This is a genomic window from Streptomyces sp. NPDC047453, from assembly GCF_040643155.1.
In the GTDB taxonomy this organism is placed as follows: domain Bacteria; phylum Actinomycetota; class Actinomycetes; order Streptomycetales; family Streptomycetaceae; genus Streptomyces.
The window spans coordinates 40,016-56,835 of sequence record NZ_JBEYTS010000036.1 but is presented as its reverse complement, the minus strand read 5'-3'; the positions used below and the strand labels follow the sequence as shown (position 1 = coordinate 56,835).

The window sequence follows — 16,820 nt, the reverse complement described above, 5'->3', positions numbered from 1 at the left end:
GGTCGACGGCATGTCAGGGGCCGGCCCGGGCACGCCTCGGTCAGCGCGGGGCGGCCGGCGCGGAGAAAGGTAACGGGTCGATGCGTCCTTCGGCAGGGGACGCGCCCAGCCGTGGGTGTGCGGGTCGGCCGGCGATGACGGACGGGGCCGTGCCCTGGGAAAACCCACGTGTCCCAGGCGTCTCGGGCATCGGCGTTTCGGCCACCCTGCCACCGCTCGGCGGCGGCGCCACTGCGGCGACCGCGCGAGCGAGCCCTTGCTCCGCAAGGGGCCCACCGCGTCCGGAATCGAGCGTGTTCGAATCTCCCGGCACCTCGTTGTACCGGGCACTGCCGAGCCATCCAGGCACGGTGCGAGCCCCAAGGAGGGATGCAGGTGACGGTGACTGACGCCTCGACCGCGAACGGGAAGACACCTCCCCCGCCACCGCCGGCCACGATCACCTTCGAGGGCAAGCACGGCAGGAACCCGCTGGCGGAGGCCGGTTTCGGCGCCATGTGCCGCCGGCTTCCCGCCGTGCTCGGGCACACCGCACGCATGGCCTGGTCCGTCGACAGGACCGGCGTCGTGCTCCTCCTGGCCTGCCAGCTCCTCACGGGCGCCACGGCCGCGCTCGTCCTCGCGTTCACCGCGCGGGCCATGACCCACATCCTCGGCACGGGCGCCGTGTCCGAACGCCTGCACGGCGCGCTGCCCGCGCTGATCGTGGTGATGGCCGCCGCGGGCCTCGGCCGGATCAGCAGCGCCCTGTCCTCCTACGCCGACGGGCGGATCACACCGCTGCTGATGACCGAGGCGGACATCGCGCTCGTCGCCGCCGTGTGCCGGGTCGAGGCGTCGGCGTACGGCGAGAACGGCTTCGCCGACCGGCAGGAGGCCGCCGAGGTCGGTGTCACCCGGACCCGGTTCATGGTGCAGGACAGCCAGCGGTTCACGGCCGCCCTGATCCGCATGATCGCGGCGAGCGGTGTCATCACCGCCCTGCACCCGCTGATGCTGCCGCTGCTCCTGCTGGCCGTCGTCCCGGCCGGCGTCGGCGCCGTACTGTCGGCGCGCGTCGACTACGAGACCCACTACCTCAACGTCGGCGACCGCAACGTGCGCTCCATGATGCGCTGGTGGGCCACCTACTCGCGCTTCGGGGACGAGGTCCGCGCCAACGGCATGACCGGCTACCTGGTCTACTGGTACCGCGCCCTGTCCGACCGCATCGACCAGCGCACCCTCACCGCCGCGCCCCGCATGCTGCGCATCGTGTTGGCGACCAGCGCCCTGGGCGGCGTGTTCCTGCTCGGCACCTGGACCACCCTCGCCTGGCTGGCCACCACCGGCCGTGTCGCCCTCCCGGTCGCGGCCACCGCCGTGGTCGCCGTGCAGACCACGCTGGCCGCGCTCTCGCAGTTCGTCGTCAACGGCGCCGCCATGTTCCACACCTCGCTCTACCTCGCCGACATGCGGTCCTTCCTCGACATGGCCCGCGAACGCGCCCCCAGGCGCGGTGAACTGACCATCCCCGAACGCGTGGACGAGATCCGGCTCGACGAAGTCGTCTACCGGTACCCGGGCAAGGACGAACCGGCCGTCAACGGAGTGTCGCTCACCCTGCGCCGCGGCCAGATCCTCGCCGTCGTCGGCGAGAACGGCTCCGGCAAGTCCACCCTGGCCAAGCTCATCACCGGCATCCTCCTCGCGGACAAGGGCCGCGTCCTGTGGGACGGCACCGACCTCGCCGACGCCGACCCCGACGCCGTATGGCGGCGCACCGCCCTCGTCCCCCAGAACTTCGCCTGCTGGCCCCTGCGCACCCGCGAGAACATCACCCTCGGCCAGCCCCGCACCCACGACGACGGACCGGTCTGGGAAGCGGTCGAGGCCGTTGGCATGCGGGAGGCGGTCGAAAAACTGCCCCAGCAGCTCGACACCCTCCTCGCCAAGGAGCTGTGGGGCGGTGCCGAACTGTCCGGCGGCCAGTGGCAGCGCCTGGTCTGCGGACGGGCGCTGTACCGGCAGACACCGCTGCTGATCCTGGACGAACCGACCTCGCAGATGGACCCGCGGGGCGAGCACGGCATCTTCGGGAAGATCAAGGCCATCGCCGGCGAACGCATCACCATCGTCGTCACGCACCGCCTGGAGAACACCAGGATCGCCGACCACGTCGTGGTCATGGAGGAGGGCCGCATCACCGAGCAGGGCCCGTACGACGAACTCGTGCAGGCGAACGGCGTCTTCGCGGACCTGCTGCGCCTGTCCCAGGACCGCTGACACCAGCCGGCACGACGGCGGCACGGCCCGCCCGCGGTCAGCCCTGTGCGCGGCCGCGGGTTCCCGTTCCCGGTGGGATCGGGCCGCGCCGCGCGGCCCCCGGTCGAGGTGCCGTCCGTTGTGCGAGGGTGACCCCATGAAAGCCGAGAACGCCGAGGCAGCCGAGGCCGGTTTCCCCGCTCCCGTACGTGTCGTCGTGGCGGCTCCTCAACCGGACCGCGTGGTGCGCGCGGTGACGAACCTGGTGGCGGCGGCGGATCGGCCCGTCGAGGTCGAGGTCGTCGTCCACGGCGCCGGACTGGACCTCGTTCTGGGGGAAGAGGCGGGCGAACAGGTCCCCCGGCTGCTGGAGACCGGGGCGCGGGTCCTCGCCTGCGCCAACAGTCTCTCGGGGCGCGGCCTGACCGCCGACACCCTCGTGGCCGGCGTGGGGGTCGTACCGGCCGCCGTGTGGCACCTGGCGCTCCGTCAGCACGAGGGGTGGGCCCTGGTCCCGCTGTGATGACGCGCCTGGTCCCTGCTTCGATACGCCCAGGGGTACCTGGGCTATGGTGTCGGGACCGACGAAGTGGAGGAACGGCGATGCGTCGCAGGCGGCACGGTGCCATGGGCGCCGGCCTCGCGCTGCTCGTCCTGCTGGCCGCGCTGTTCTGCGCCACGACCGCCTCCCCGCCCGCGTTCCGGGCGGCGTCCTCCTCCACCGCGGCCGACCCGCACGTGGCACCGTGTCCCGAGACGCTGGACGACGCCGGTCACGGCGCGCCCGCCGCCGCGGGAAACGGGCCCTGCCTGAAGAAGGCGCAGCCGGAGCAACAGCACCCGCGGTTCGGTGCGCTGCTCGCCCGTGCCCTGCCGGCGTACGCCGACGACACGGCAGCGGCGTGGACGTCCGCACACCGGGACGTCCGGCGCCACGGACCGGAACCGTCTCCTCCCGACCTCGCCGAACTCTCCGTACGACGGGTGTAGGCCCGCGCGCCGTGTCCGCGCGTCCCTGTCACCCCGTACGACCGGAGAGTCATCCGTTGTCCGTGTCCCGCTCCCCCCGTGCGGCGTGGGCCGCCCTGCGCTGCTGGCCCCGACGCCGCTGGGCCGCTGTCGCGGCGGCCACGCCGTTGGCGGTCCTCGTCCTGGGCGTGCCCACCGCCCTCGTCCCGACCCCGCTGTTCTCCCGCTCGGTGCCGCCGGTGTGGTGGAACTACCCGATGCTGCTCCTCACCGCCGTGCTGTCGGCCGTGGTGCTCGCCACCTATGTGCGAACCGGGCCCGTCGCGGGCCGTGACGACGCGACCGGGCGTTCACTCGGGTCGGCCGGCGCGGTGCTGTCCTTCCTCGCGGTCGGCTGCCCCGTCTGCAACAAGGCGGTCCTGCTTCTGCTGGGGGCCTCCGGCGCGCTGAGTTACTGGGCCCCCCTGCAACCCGCGGTCGCGGTGCTCGCCCTCGTCCTGCTGGCCGAGGCCGCGCTGCGGCGCCTGGCCACCGAGGCGGCCTGCCCCGTGCGGCCCGTCGCCTGAGCCCTGTCCTTCCCCTCTCCTTCCAGTCTCCCTCTCCTTCCAGTCTCCCTCCCCTCTACGCCCCTCTCCTTCGCACACTTCACTTTCGGAGGTGCCCCATGCCTTCCTCCCCTCGTGCCCACCGTCGCCGTCTGACCTGGATCGCCGTGGGCGGCGGTGCGGCCGCCGCCGTCGCCGTGGCGGCCGCCCTCGGCGGCCGTTCCGGGGACTCCGTGTCCCGGGACCGGCCGGCCGCCGCCGTCTCGCCGTCCGCCGCCGTCTCGCCGTCCGCGGCCGGAGCCACCCCCGACGAACAGCAGAAGTCCCTGCTCGCCCTGGCCCGCAGGGACCAGAAGGACCCGCTGGCCCTGGGCCGCGCCGACGCGCCCGTCGTACTGATCGCCTACGAGGACTTCCAGTGCCCCTTCTGCGGCAAGTTCGCGCGGGAGACCAAGCCGGAACTCGTCCGGTCGTACGTGGACAAGGGCCTGCTGCGCATCGAGTGGCGGAACTTCCCCGTGTTCGGCGCCGAATCGGAGCGCGTCGCCCGCGCCTCCTGGGCCGCTGGACAGCAGGGGCGGTTCTGGCAGTTCCACGACGTCGTCTACGCCAAGGAACGCCCGCGCAACAACGGCGCCTTCTCCTCCTCCCGGCTTCGCGAGATGGCCCGCGAGGCGGGCGTCGCCGACCTCGACCGCTTCGAGGCCGACCTGAAGTCCGAGGCCGCCGAGGTGTCGGTGAGCAGGGACCAGGAGGAGGGATACGCGCTCGGGGTCTCCAGCACGCCCGCCTTCCTCGTCAACTCCACACCCATCCTCGGCGCGCAGCCGCTGAGCACGTTCACCGCCGCCGTCGAGAAGGCCGCGAAGGAAGCCGGGCGATGAGCGGGATCACCGCCGCGACCGCCTTCCTCGGCGGCCTGCTGGCACTGCTCAGCCCGTGCAGTGCGCTGCTGCTGCCGGCGTTCTTCGCCTACTCCTTCACCGGCCGCACCCGACTGTCACTGCGTACCGCCGTCTTCTACGCGGGGCTGTGCACCACGCTGGTACCGCTCGGTGTGGCCGGCTCCTTCGCCGGCCGCCTGTTCTACGGGCACCGCGAACTGCTGGTCCTGCTCGGCGGCTGGACGATGATCGCACTGGGACTGGCGCAGATCCTGGGCCTCGGCTTCGGCTCCCGCCGTCTTCAGCAGGCGGCGGGCACCCGCAGGACCGGGTCCGCCGTGTCCGTCTTCGCCCTGGGCGCCGTCTACGGACTGGCGGGCTTCTGCGCCGGTCCCATCCTCGGCGGCATCCTCACCGTCGCGGCGCTCGACGGCAGCCCTCTGCACGGCGGTCTCCTGCTGGCCATCTACGCGCTGGGCATGGCCGTCCCGCTGTTCGTCCTGGCGCTGCTGTGGGACCGCTGGGACCTCGGGCGCCGGCGCTGGCTGCGGGGGCGCGCGTTGCGGTGGGGACCTCTGACCGTGCACACCACCTCGCTGGCCGGCGGGATCCTCTTCGTCCTGCTGGGCGTCGTGTTCCTGCTCTTCGACGGCACCTCGGCACTGCCCTCCCTCCTCGACATCGACACCGAGGCGGCCTGGGAGAGCGGCGCGAGGCGGCTCGGCGAGGCCGTCTCGGACCGGGTTCTCCTGCTGGTGCTGGCCCTGGCCGGCGCCGGTACGGCGGCGGTGGCCGTGCTGCGGCTCCGCCGGCTCCCGCGCGGGGAGGGCGGAGAAGGCACCGACTCCGCCGCCTGACCGGACGGAAGATGCCCCGTGTGCCGTGCGCGGAGCATCCCGCCGGTGTCCCGTCCGCCCACGGCACACGCGACTCCCGTCAGTCGTGGTCCGGGCGCAGCCGGCGGTTGGTTCCGGACCGGCCGATGTCCAGGTCCAGGAACGAGGTCAACGCGGTGCCGCCGTTCCAGAAGCCGAGCAGATCGACGTCGACGAGGCACAGTCGGTGCCGGGCCGCGAACTCGCGGGCCGGCCGGGTGAAGACGCAGGAGGCGACGAAGACCGGGACGTCGGCTCGGTGCTCGGCTCGCGCGGTGCCGTTGAAGGTCTGGAGGTCACGGCTGCCGACGGTACGGTGCTTGGCGTACCGCTTGCACTGGATGACGAGACGGCGGCCGTCGGGCAAGCGGCCGGTCACGTCCGCGCCCAGATCGCCGGCGCCGCCGACCCGCCGGACGTCGGTGCAGCCGTCCCGGCGGCACAGTTCGGCGACGTACTCCTCGAACTGCCGGTCGTCCATCGCCCACACCGCGTCCAGCGACCGGCGCGCCCGTCGCCGCGCCTCCTCGGCGAGTCGGGTCCTCTCCGCCTGTGCCTCGCGTCGCCCGGCCCGTACCAGGCCGGTGACGACGGCCGCGGCCACGACGGCGGTCAACGCCACCAGCAGCGCGATCCCCATCCGGTTCCGTCCCCTCCCCCTTGCGGCGGCGCACCGCCGCACCCCCGGGCGGTGTGTTCTCCGTCGGCTACGATCTTCACAGCCTGCCGTGTCCGACCTGTCACGGCTACGGCCGTGTTCAGCCGATCCACCGCACCCCTGTGGCGCCGTTCGCGCGCGGGACCGGGCAGCGGGCGGCGCGGCTGCGCGCAGAGAACCAATGAGGGAGACCGATGATCTTCATCACCGCCAAGTTCCGTGTCCGCCCCGAGTACGCCGACCAGTGGCCGCGGATCGCCGCCGAGTTCACCGCGGCCACCCGCGCCGAGCCGGGCTGCCTGTGGTTCGACTGGTCCCGCAGCGTCGAGGACCCGACGGAGTACGTCCTGGTCGAGGCCTTCCGCGACGACGAGGCGGGGGCGGCCCACGTGCAGTCGGAGCAGTTCAGGGCCGCGCAGCGGACCCTGCCGCCCCACCTCGCCGAGACGCCTCGGATCGTCAACACCACCCTGGCGCAGGACGACTGGTCGCTGCTGGGCGAGATGGCCGTCTCCGGACAGGAATGACCATGACCCACCGCCTCGCGGGAGTTCTCCCACGAGGCGGTTCGACGAGGGGGCGGGTCAGCCCAGTTCGACGCGTCCGCCGGTGTGCCCGACCACGGTGACGGTGTCGTCCGAGGTCGAGGTCCACTCGGTCACCGGCGTGAAGTGCCCCGCGTCCAGGTCCTCCTGCGAGACGACGTGGTACGGGAAGGAGCACGTGTAGGAGGCGTGCGCCGCGAGGCCGCGCCACCGGCAGTTGCGTGAGTCGGCCGCCGGGTCGAGGTCCTTGAGGTTCCCGCTCGGCACCACCGTGGTGGCCGCGTCGGACAGGTTGGTGACGGTGTAGGTGAAGACCAGCCTGTCACCGGCCTGGTAGCCGTCGTTCCGCGGGTTGGTGAGCGTGCCGCCGGTCACCTGGATGCGGCCCGGTGTGCTCTCGTCGGCCGTCTTCGGCACCTCGACGGTGAGGGAACCCCGGGAGGTGCGCCCCTTGGTGTCCGTGAGCGTGGCGGTCACGGGGTAGGTGCCCCCGGTCGCGTCCTCGGGGACGGTGAGGGTGGCGGTGACGGTCTTGGAGTAGCCGGGGAGGATCCGGTCCGGCGGCGTCAGTTCGTACGTCCAGCCCGCCGGCACCCCGAGGGTGAGGTCCTTCACCTGGAGCGCCGAGCCGCTCTGGTTCGCCACCGTGAGCTCGAAGGCCGCCGTGCCGCCGCGTTCGACCGTGAGGTTCTCGGCCGTGAGCGGCGCGGCGACGCCTTGGAGCCAGGCGAGGTTGAAGCGGGCGAAGCGGATGCCGCCGTTGCCGCCGTCGGGCTCGTAGAGCAGGCCGACGTTGCCGTCGGGCAGGGTCGCCAGGGTCGAGTAGGCCATGCCGCCCGGTTGGAAGACCCGGGCGACCGGCCACGTCTGGCCGTCGTCGAAGCTCATCCGGACGGTGCCGTTGGCCCGTTGGCTGGTGGAGCCCGCGTTGGAGAACAGCAGCACCTTGGCGCGGTCCGAGCCCTGCGGCGCGTTGGGGAAGGCGCGGACGATGGAGGCGTTGTTCGCCGGGTCGGGCAGCTCCCGGTCGACGGTCACCTTGCCGTAGGTGACGCCGCCGTCGTCGGAGATCGCGACCTTGCGGTAGCCGGAGCGGCCGGAGTCGCGGGAGTTGAGCATGACGCGGCCGTCGGAGAGCTCCACGGTCTTGTTCTCGTCCATGCCCGAGCCGACCGGTTCGCCGGCCTTCCAGGTCCTTCCGTGGTCGTCGGAGTACACGGACACGGCCTGGAAGACACCGGCGCCGTTGATGATCGTGTACTGCTGGAGCAGCCGCCCGGCGTACTTGCCGTACTTCAGCTGGATGCCCTGGCCCGACGCGGCGAACCGGGAGCGCCAGCCGAGGTCGGCGGTGACGTCCGAGGTGATGACCTCGTGCTGCCAGGTGAGGCCGTCGTCGTGGGAGACGCTGACCTCGGCGTGGAGCACGTTGCGGTCCTGGGGGTCGACGCCGGGCCGGGACCCGCCGAAGCCCTGGTCGAAGGACTTCACGTGGAAGTTGAAGATGTCGCCGGTGGAGCGGTCGACGAGGTAACTGGGGTCCGAGTAGCCCTCGATGGGCGCTTCCCGCTTGCCCCCGTGGACGATCGTCTGCTCCCCCCACGTGGCGCCGTCGTCGGTGGAGCGGCGCTGCAGGATGGAGTTGGGGCCGGGGGCGTCGATCGCGGTGGGCCGGCCGTCGTAGGCGGCGAGGATGTCACCGCGGTTGGTGACGGCCAGCGCCGGGATGCGGTAGTTCGGGAAACCCTCGCCGTTGGCCGCGAGTTGCTGCTCCGCGTAGAAGGGCTTGCCGGCCTGAGGGGGCGTGGCATCGAAGTCCGGTGCCTGATCGGTGGCCGCGGTCGCGGGCACGCCGCCCGCCAGTGCCACGACGGTGGAGAGCCCCACCAGACCTGCTCCCCATCGGAGCCTTCGCCGGAAGTGAGACATCGCTGTCCTATCGCTCAGAACGGCAGGGCGTCTGCCGTCGACGCGGATCATATGACGTCTGACGTCTGACGTGAACCCTCTGTGCTGTGCCAGGCGGAACACGGCTCGCCACGGCGCTGAATCTCCGTCAGGTACTCGCCGGAGACGGTCTCGACGCGGGCGGCATCGTCAACCACACTCGTCACAAAGGCTGTTGTGTGACTCGCCAAGACGACGGTGAAGGGATCGACGGCATGAAGCCCACGTTCCGACGTCCTGTCCGGCGCGGCCTCGCCGCCGTGCTCGCCGCCACCGCCGCGCTCGCCATGGCGGCACCGGCGACGGCCGCGGACGCCGGCACCGCCGGGTCCCGCGCACCCGCGGTGCCGCTGCGGGTGGCGACCTACAACATCCACGCCGGGGCCGGAGAGGACGAGGTCTTCGACCTCGACCGCACCGCACGGGCGATACGCGATCTGCACGCCGACGTGGTCGGTCTCCAGGAGGTCGACGTCCACTGGGGCGCCCGCAGCGACTTCGCCGACGAGGCCCGGGCGCTGGCGGAGAAGCTGGGCATGCGGGTGTTCTTCGCACCGATCTACGACATGGACCCGGCCACCCCGGGCGCGGACCGCCGCCGGTTCGGCGTCGCCGTGCTGAGTCGCCACCCGGTGCTCGAGGCCGAGAACCACGAGATCACCCGGCTCTCCACCCAGACGCCCGATCCGGTGCCGGCCCCGGCGCCCGGCTTCGCCGAGGTGACTCTCAACGTCAGGGGATCGCACGTGCACGTCTACGACACCCACCTGGACTACCGGGCCAACCCGTCCGTCCGCAGGGCCCAGGTCGCGGACATGCTCGACGTGCTCGCCGCCGACCGCGGCCCGAAGATCCTGGTCGGGGACTTCAACACCGAGGCGAACGCTCCGGAGTTGGCACCGCTGTGGCGGCGGCTCAGGGACGCCGCCCCGGACGGCGGCGGGACGTACCCGGCCGTCCGTCCGGAAAAGCGCATCGACTTCGTGACCGTCTCCCCCGACATCACCGTGGCCGGCACCCGAGAGATCGCCACGGAGGCGTCCGACCACCGCCCCGTGGTCGCGGACCTGGAACTCCACCGGCGCGGCCGCTGACCTTTCACGGCAGCGCCGGCGTCCACGACGCGCCGGCCGGTCTCACCGCCCCAACGGGATGCGGGCGTCACTCCGGTGCCGGCTGCACCGCGCGGCAGGCCATCTGGAGGGCGAGTCGGTGGCCGGGATCGTCCAGGTCCACGCCGATTCGGTCCCGCACCTGCCGCAGCCGGGCGGTCACGGTGTTGCGGTGCAGCCCCAGGGCACGTCCTGTGGCGACCAGCTCACCGCCCAGCGCGGCGGCCAGTCGCTCCGGGGAGGAGCCAGGGCCGTCGACCGCGGCGAGGAAACGCTCGCCCAGGCCCAGGCAGGCGCTGACGGAACCGGGCACGCCGATCCCGGCGAGCCGGCCGGCGGTGACGGGGTGGGTGGCCAGCGCCGCCGCGCCGCCCAGGGCCAGCACATTGGCCCGCACCAGCGGTTCGGCCAGCCTCGGGGAGCAGTCGCGTACGACGACGGTGTCCCCGCAGGGCCCCGCCAGGACGAAGGGGTACGGAGGCAACGACGTCGACCGGCTGCTGACCGCGTTGGGCGGCCTCGCCCGCTGACCGACGGGAACGGGATCGCCCGAACGGCACGCTCACCTTCCGGTGCCCACGGCTCCGGTGTCCACGGCGGTCCGGCCGGCGGCGGTGGCCGCCGAAGCGTCGGCCGCGGCCCGTGCGGGAGCGGTCGCCGCAGTGCGGGCACGGGGTCCGCGACACGGCGAGAGGCGTTCTCACGGGGCGAGAACGAGGTGTGCGCGACAGCCCTCGATACGGCACGGTCGAGGTCTCGTGCGAGGCGGGGACGATCGTTTACGCTGACGCCCCCGCCGCTCCGCACGGCGACCGCTGACGCCCCATGGGCAGGCCGAGGAGGGCTTCATGACAAAAGTGGTCCCCTGCGGTGCGGGCGACGCGGGTGGTGCGGGCCGGTCCGGGGTGTCACCGGGCGTCTCGTTCCAGCGCGGCCTCAACGTGCTGATCAGCGTGGCCGAGTCGGGTGAGGCCCGGGTCGAGAAGATCGCCGCCGACGCCGGGATCCCGGTGAGCACCGTCTACCGGTATCTGCGCACCCTGCGCGAGCTGGACCTGGTGGAGGAGCGCGCGGGCACCTACGCTCCCGGCTGGCGGCTGCTGGAGATCTCCGGTCAGCACCTGACCCACACCCGCCTGGTCGAGCTGGGCCACGGGCTGCTCCAGGAGCTGACGGACGCGACGGGCGAGACGGCCGTGCTGACCGTGCGGGTCGGTACACGGGCCATGTGCCTGCGGCAGACCCAGTCGCCCCACCCGATCCGGATGGCGTTCCGGATCAACCAACTGCTGCCGCTCTACGCGGGAGCGGGCCAGCGCCTGCTGCTGGCCCATGCTCCGCGTGCCGTGATCGACCACGTGCTGGAGCAGCCGCTGCGCGGCATCACCGCCCGCACCCTGGGACGCGCTCAGCTGGCCACCGAGATCGACCGGGTCCGCCAGAGCGGTTTCCTGGTCACCAGGGGCGAGTTGAGTGAGGGCGCGGTGGCGGTGGCGGTGCCCGTCGTGGCGGGAGGCGAGGTGCTGTGCGCGCTGACCGTGGCCGGGCCCGAGAACCGGTGCGGCTCGGCCTGGCGCCGGCACGCCCAGAGCCGGCTGCGGGCGGCCGGCCGACAGCTCGGCGAGCTGCTGGAGCACCGGGCCGCGCCGCTGCCCATCGGGTGAACGTCGGCCGCGCGCACCCGCCGGACGCCCCCCGCGGCTCCTCAGGCCGGGGTGACCCGGACCGGCAGGCGCGTCCAGCCCCGCAGTGTGTTGTGCAGGAACGGCACCGGCTCACCCACGAGTTCCACCGTCCGCACCCGCCGGGCCAGTTCGCTGAACAGGACGTCCATCTCCAGCCGGGAGATCGGCTGGCCCACGCACTGGTGGATGCCGATGCCGAACGCCAGGTGCCCGGAGGCGTCCCGCTCGATCCGGTACTCGCCCGCGTCGTCCCCGAACCGGCGCCGATCTCGGTTGGCCGCGCCCATGAACAGCGCGATCTTCGTGTCCTCGGCGAGGGGCACCCCGTGGAACGCCGCCTCGCGGGAGGTGGTGCGGAAGAAGGACTGGAAGGGCGACTCGAAGCGCAGCGCCTCGTCGACGGCGAACCGGGCCAGCGCGGGGCTCTCGTGCAGGGCCGCCCATTCGGAGGGGTGGGTGGCCAGGCATTTCATGGTGTTGCCGATGGCCAGTACGGTCGTGTCCAGGCCCGCCGACAGCAAGGCGCGCACCAGCCGGGTCGCCTCGTCCGGGGTGATCACGCCCTGGTCGGCGTACTCCCAGATCTTGGCGCCGAGGCCGTCCGGGGTCAGGTTCTCGCGGGCGCAGTTGCTCATCACCCACTCGACGGTCCCCTCGCCGGCGGCGAAGTACCGTGCGTAGCGGGCGTCTTCGGGTCCGAACGCGGAGAAGTTCATGGCACCGTGCGGCAGCAGGTTCTCCGCTCGCCCTTCGCGTGGTATGCCGACCGCGTTGCCGAACACCTCGATCGGGAACAGCTCGGCCAGTTCGGTGATGGCGTCGAACTCGCGCTGTTCCAGGACCCTGTCCACGAGCCGCACGGCGAACTCCTGGAATACGGCGCGCAGCACCCGGATGTTGCGGGGGGAGATCACTCCGGCCATCGCGGTGCGCAGCGGGGTGTGCGCGGGCGGGTCGGAGTCGAGGATGCCCGCGGGGCGCCACGGCGGCTCCTGGTGGTAGTTGCGCGGACCGACCCCGGCGCCGGAGATGAACGTCTCGTGGTCGGCGAGGATCTGCCGGCACTGCTCGAAGCGGGTGAAGGCGTGGACGCCGTACCGCTCCAGCCAGACCGCCGGTCCCGCCTCGCGCATGCGGTCGAACAGCGGGTAGGGGTCGGTCAGGTTGGCGTCGTCGTAGGGGTCGTCCGGGATGGATGCGACGACGCCGTCGGCGGCGGTGCTGGTCATCAGGCCCCCTCGGGTGGGCGCGGGTGGTGGTCGAGTTGCGGGCCGGCGGTGTGGCCGGGCGTGCCGGGCGACGGGCGCCGGGCTGCACCGCCTCGTGCCGGGCGCCGCGCAGGAACGGTAGTTCGGCGGCGGGCGTCCGGGACACGGCTGTTATCGCCTGCTGAGAAAGGCCGTTGCCGCGTGGCGGCCGCGCTCCGCACGATGCGGCGATCGGGGTGCCTCGAAACGCGCCCCGCACAGGCCGAGTCGGAGACGGAGGAGCCATGTCGGCGCAGCAGTTCGTGACCGTCACGGTCGAGGAGGTGACGACGGAAGCGGCGGGAGTCGTCTCCCTCGTCCTGGCGGCGCGCGACGGCCGGGCCCTGCCGCCGTGGACGCCGGGGGCCCATATCGACGTCGTGCTCTCCCGCGATCTGATCCGGCAGTACTCCCTGTCGTCGGCTCCGGACGAGGCACGCTGGCGGATCGCGGTGCTGCGCGAACCCGGCGGGCGCGGCGGCTCGGTCCACCTGCACGACCGTGTCCGCGCCGGGGACACCCTGCTGGTGAGCACCCCCCGCAACACCTTCCCACTGGACCTCGGAGCCGACCGCTGCGTCCTCGTCGCGGGAGGAATCGGGATCACGCCGCTGCTGCCGATGGCGGCCGCGCTCGACGCGGCGGGCAAGGACTGGACGCTGCTGTATCTGGGGCGGGCCGCCGCCTCCATGGCGTTCACCGCGGAGCTGGCCCGGTACGGGGACAGGGTACGGCTCCACCGCGACGACGAGTCGGGCGTCGCCGACGTCACGGCGGAGCTCGACAAACTGGGAGCGGCGGACGCCGACGTGTACGCGTGCGGTCCGCCCGGACTGCTCACCGCAGTCGAGGACTACGCCAGGGCCCGCCCCGGGACCAAGCTCACCGTGGAGCACTTCACCGCCGATCCCGGCGGCGCGCGCCGCGAGGGCGACCGGCCGTTCACGGTGCGGACCCGCGACGGCCGCGAGATCACCGTGGGTGCCCGCCAGTCGATCCTCGACGCGCTGTCGCAGGCGGGCGTGCGGACGCTCAGTTCCTGCCGGGAAGGCGTCTGCGGGACCTGCGAGACGGCGGTTCTCGGGGGCGAGCCGGACCACCGTGACCGGGTGCTCGGCGAGGAGGAACGCGCCGCGGGCGAGACCATGATGATCTGCGTCTCGCGGTGCCTGGGTGAACGCCTGATCCTGGACGTTTGACTACCGGCGGCTCACCAGCGGCGTCCGAAGCGGAGCCGGGGCGCTGACAGCACCGACGACAGGCCGTGCCCACCGCCCGGCGCCGCACGCACGCCGGCATCCGCACGAGCCGAACCGCCGCGTACGGCGGGAGGGTCCACGGTGTCGTCCCGGTCGAAGCCGAGCCGGTTGACCACCTCCACCACGCCGTCGGCGCTGTCGCACAGCCGCACGGTGACCGGGATCAGGCTCCTGTGCTCCACGGTGCCGCTGAGGACGACCCGGCCCTCGGCGACCTCGACCGCGAGCGCCGAGGGCCGCAGGCCCACCGTCCGTACGATGACGTCCTCCAGGATTTCCTGCTGGATCTCGCGGTCCCGGCGCAGGAACTGCCGCACCAGGTCGCTGCGGCTGATCACGCCGATCAGCCGGCCGTCGCCGTCCACCACCGGCAGGCGCTTGACCTTGTGCCGCTCCATCGTCCGTGCGGCACGCACGGCGTGCCAGCCGGGCTCCGCGACGACGGCGGGGCTCGTCATCAGCTCCCCCGCGTTCCTCCCGACACCTCCGCGGGTCTGCTTGCGGAGCAGGTCCGCCTCGGACACCACCCCGATCGGCCGGTCCTCGTCGTCGACCACCGGGACGGCGGTGATGTCGTACTCGTCGAGGACGCGTGCGATCTCCTTGAACGCCGTGCCCGGTCGCACACTCACGGCGGTGGGGCTCATCAGCTCGCCCACGCTGCGTCGTCTCATCACTCGGCGCCCTTCCTGTCGCCTCCAGTCCACCGCACGCGCCGCCTTGCCGCTGAGGCCGAACAGTCCCTGCCAGGACCCCGAAAGTCCCTTCGTCCCCCGCGTGGTCATCCGTTTCGGCCGTTGGCGGATTCTCGCCCGCTGAGAACGGCTCGTTGGCGCCTGCCGGTCGCCGCCCTAGCTTCCAGGCACCGAGCCGCCGTCCCGCGCACCCCGCGCACCGGAGCGCGAACCGGTGGCCGGCCGACAGGGCCCGCGCCGTCCCAGCCGCTTCACCGCGGCACGGGACCGCGCGCCGAGGACTTCGACAGGAGCCGTCCATGCCTCTTTCCCGCCGTCGGAGCCCGTCCTGTACCGCGCTCGTCCTGGCCACCGCCGGCGCCTGCCTGCTGGCCGCCTGCGGCTCCGCCACGAAAGCACCACCGGACCGCGCCGCCGCCGCCACGAACGCGCCGCTGCACTCGCTCATGCGGAACGCGGCGGCCGGAAAGACGACCCTCGACGTCGCCAGCAACATCGAATACCCGCCGTTCGAGTCCTACGCGGCCGACAACACCACGGTGCAGGGCGTCGACCGTGAACTCGCTGACGAATTCGAGAAGTTGCTGGGCGTCAAGCTGGTCTTCCACAACACCGCGTTCGACGCGATCATCCCCGGCCTGGCCGCCGAGCGCTACGACCTGGCGATGTCGGCGATGTCCGACACCGTCGAGCGGCAGAAGCAGGTCGACTTCGTCGACTACCTCAAGGCCGGCGGCGGAATCATGCTGCCCAAGGACAACCCGCACAAGGTGGCCGCCCTCGACGACCTGTGCGGTCTGAAGGTGGCCATCGACAAGGGGACGACCGAGGTCCAGGACGGTCAGGACCAGATCAAGAAGTGCCGGGCGAACGGCAGGCCCGCGCCGGAGATCTCCATCTTCCCCGGGCAGAACCAGATGGTGCTCGCCCTCCAGAGCGGACGGGCCGACGCGGCCCTGATCGACTCGACCGCGGGCGGCTACGTGGCTGGTCGGACCGGCGCGTTCACGATGCTACCGCCGTACGAGAGCGGCAGCTTCGGCATCGTCTTCCGCAAGGGCGACACGGCCCTCGAGCAGGCGTTCGCCAAGGCACTGGAGCGGCTTGCGCAGGACGGCACCTACCAGAAGATCCTGGCCAAGTACGGCCAGGAGACGGGCACTCTGGACAGCTTCCCCATCAACGGGGTGACGTCATGAGCAGCCCCGCCCCCACCGTAGAGGCCAAGCCGGCCGAACAGGAGGGCGACCCGATCGTACCGGCCCGCCACCCGGGACGCTGGCTCGCCCTGCTGTCCCTCGCCGTGCTCGCCGCGATGGCCCTGCACCTGCTCGTCACGAACGAGCGGCTGCAGTGGCCGGTGGTGTGGCAGTACCTGTTCTCCGCGCCGATCCTCACCGGCGTCGCCCGCACGCTCGAACTCACCGGCATCGCCATGGTGATGGGGCTGGTGATCGGGGTCGTGGTCGCGATCGGGCGGCTCTCCCCCAACCCCGTCCTGTCCAAGGTGGCCTGGCTGTACTCGTGGTTCTTCCGCGGGACGCCCCTGCTGGTGCAGCTGCTGTTCTGGTTCTACCTCTCCGCGCTGCTGCCCCGGATCTCGATCGGGATCCCGTTCGGACCGGAGCTGGCCTCGGCCGGCACCAACAGCCTGATCACGCCGTTCCTCGCGGCCACCCTGGGCCTCGGCCTCAACGAGGGCGCGTACATGAGCGAGATCGTCCGTTCCGGCATCCTCGCCGTGCCGCGCGGCCAGACCGAGGCGGGGCAGGCGATCGGCATGAGCCGGGGCCAGGTGATGCGCCGCGTCGTGCTGCCCCAGGCCATGCGGGTGATCATCCCTCCGACCGGCAACGAGACGATCGGCATGCTGAAGTACACCTCGTTGGTGCTGGTGATCGGCTACGCCGAACTGCTCACCTCCGCGTCGCTGATCTACTCCCGCACCTTCCAGACCATTCCCCTGCTGATCGTCGCGGCGTTGTGGTACCTGACGATCACCGCGGTGCTCTCCGTCGCGCAGTACTACGTCGAACGGCACTTCGGGCGCGGCTTCCAGGTCACCTCCTCGCGCCGGACCCGGCCGTCGCGGCTGCTGCGCGCTCGGCCCGCCGCCCCCGTCGAAGCCACCACCTCACTGCGGAGCGCGTCATGA

The 16,820-nt window shown here is 72.4% G+C and carries 17 protein-coding genes; 12 read left to right on the top strand and 5 right to left on the bottom strand.

Annotated elements, in window-relative coordinates; all coding sequences use genetic code 11:
• Positions 1–381 precede the first annotated feature (381 nt).
• The 6 genes from ABZ818_RS26935 to ABZ818_RS26910 all read left to right on the top strand — a co-directional run bounded on the left by ABZ818_RS26935 (position 382) and on the right by ABZ818_RS26910 (position 5,499).
• Positions 382–2,265 carry an ATP-binding cassette domain-containing protein gene (locus tag ABZ818_RS26935; RefSeq protein ID WP_361419766.1) on the top strand — a complete coding sequence of 628 codons (1,884 nt, stop codon included), beginning with the start codon at positions 382–384 and terminating at the stop codon, positions 2,263–2,265.
• Between the two features lie 136 nt (positions 2,266–2,401).
• Entirely contained in the window at positions 2,402–2,767 is a 366-nt protein-coding gene (locus ABZ818_RS26930) for a DsrE family protein (protein WP_361419698.1), read from the top strand.
• An 80-nt stretch (positions 2,768–2,847) separates the two neighbouring features.
• On the top strand, positions 2,848–3,234 hold the full coding sequence (locus ABZ818_RS26925) for a hypothetical protein (protein ID WP_361419695.1): 387 nt from the start codon (positions 2,848–2,850) through the stop codon (positions 3,232–3,234).
• Between the two features lie 62 nt (positions 3,235–3,296).
• Entirely contained in the window at positions 3,297–3,779 is a 483-nt protein-coding gene (locus tag ABZ818_RS26920) for a hypothetical protein (protein ID WP_361419692.1), read from the top strand.
• Between the two features lie 98 nt (positions 3,780–3,877).
• Positions 3,878–4,642 (top strand): DsbA family protein, encoded by a 765-nt coding sequence (locus ABZ818_RS26915; RefSeq protein ID WP_361419689.1) that lies wholly within the window; start codon positions 3,878–3,880, stop codon positions 4,640–4,642.
• The gene (locus tag ABZ818_RS26910) at positions 4,639–5,499 is read left to right on the top strand and encodes a cytochrome c biogenesis CcdA family protein (protein ID WP_361419686.1); all 861 of its coding nucleotides are present in this window, start codon (positions 4,639–4,641) and stop codon (positions 5,497–5,499) included. Before ABZ818_RS26915 ends, ABZ818_RS26910 begins: the two co-directional genes overlap by 4 nt.
• Positions 5,500–5,578: 79 nt before the next feature.
• On the opposite strand, the gene ABZ818_RS26905 is transcribed toward ABZ818_RS26910, so the two are convergent.
• The gene (locus ABZ818_RS26905) at positions 5,579–6,157 is read right to left on the bottom strand and encodes a restriction endonuclease (RefSeq protein WP_361419683.1); all 579 of its coding nucleotides are present in this window, start codon (positions 6,155–6,157) and stop codon (positions 5,579–5,581) included.
• Between the two features lie 212 nt (positions 6,158–6,369).
• On the opposite strand from ABZ818_RS26905, the gene ABZ818_RS26900 reads away from it, so the two are divergent.
• Positions 6,370–6,702 carry a putative quinol monooxygenase gene (locus ABZ818_RS26900; protein WP_361419680.1) on the top strand — a complete coding sequence of 111 codons (333 nt, stop codon included), beginning with the start codon at positions 6,370–6,372 and terminating at the stop codon, positions 6,700–6,702.
• A gap of 57 nt (positions 6,703–6,759) precedes the next feature.
• On the opposite strand, the gene ABZ818_RS26895 is transcribed toward ABZ818_RS26900, so the two are convergent.
• Positions 6,760–8,607, bottom strand: a complete 1,848-nt coding sequence (locus ABZ818_RS26895; RefSeq protein WP_361419677.1) for an exo-alpha-sialidase — start codon at positions 8,605–8,607, stop codon at positions 6,760–6,762.
• Positions 8,608–8,882: 275 nt separating this feature from the next.
• Here ABZ818_RS26895 and ABZ818_RS26890 point away from each other — a divergent pair, with 275 nt between their 5' ends.
• A complete protein-coding gene (locus tag ABZ818_RS26890) occupies positions 8,883–9,761 on the top strand; it encodes an endonuclease/exonuclease/phosphatase family protein (protein ID WP_361419674.1) in 879 nt (292 codons plus the stop codon).
• 67 nt (positions 9,762–9,828) lie between these two features.
• On the opposite strand, the gene ABZ818_RS26885 is transcribed toward ABZ818_RS26890, so the two are convergent.
• On the bottom strand, positions 9,829–10,263 hold the full coding sequence (locus tag ABZ818_RS26885) for a helix-turn-helix domain-containing protein (protein ID WP_361419671.1): 435 nt from the start codon (positions 10,261–10,263) through the stop codon (positions 9,829–9,831).
• A gap of 364 nt (positions 10,264–10,627) precedes the next feature.
• Here ABZ818_RS26885 and ABZ818_RS26880 point away from each other — a divergent pair, with 364 nt between their 5' ends.
• Positions 10,628–11,443 carry an IclR family transcriptional regulator C-terminal domain-containing protein gene (locus ABZ818_RS26880; protein WP_361419668.1) on the top strand — a complete coding sequence of 272 codons (816 nt, stop codon included), beginning with the start codon at positions 10,628–10,630 and terminating at the stop codon, positions 11,441–11,443.
• A 41-nt stretch (positions 11,444–11,484) separates the two neighbouring features.
• On the opposite strand, the gene ABZ818_RS26875 is transcribed toward ABZ818_RS26880, so the two are convergent.
• A complete protein-coding gene (locus ABZ818_RS26875) occupies positions 11,485–12,693 on the bottom strand; it encodes a cytochrome P450 (protein WP_361419665.1) in 1,209 nt (402 codons plus the stop codon).
• A gap of 263 nt (positions 12,694–12,956) precedes the next feature.
• On the opposite strand from ABZ818_RS26875, the gene ABZ818_RS26870 reads away from it, so the two are divergent.
• Positions 12,957–13,910, top strand: coding sequence for a PDR/VanB family oxidoreductase (locus ABZ818_RS26870; protein WP_361419662.1), 954 nt, complete (start codon positions 12,957–12,959; stop codon positions 13,908–13,910).
• An 11-nt stretch (positions 13,911–13,921) separates the two neighbouring features.
• On the opposite strand, the gene ABZ818_RS26865 is transcribed toward ABZ818_RS26870, so the two are convergent.
• A complete protein-coding gene (locus tag ABZ818_RS26865; protein WP_361419659.1) occupies positions 13,922–14,644 on the bottom strand; it encodes a CBS domain-containing protein in 723 nt (240 codons plus the stop codon).
• Between the two features lie 320 nt (positions 14,645–14,964).
• Between ABZ818_RS26865 and ABZ818_RS26860 the strand changes: the two genes are divergently transcribed.
• A complete protein-coding gene (locus ABZ818_RS26860; protein ID WP_361419656.1) occupies positions 14,965–15,864 on the top strand; it encodes an ABC transporter substrate-binding protein in 900 nt (299 codons plus the stop codon).
• Positions 15,861–16,820: an amino acid ABC transporter permease gene (locus ABZ818_RS26855; protein ID WP_361419653.1), complete on the top strand. Its 960-nt coding sequence runs from the start codon at positions 15,861–15,863 to the stop codon at positions 16,818–16,820. Before ABZ818_RS26860 ends, ABZ818_RS26855 begins: the two co-directional genes overlap by 4 nt.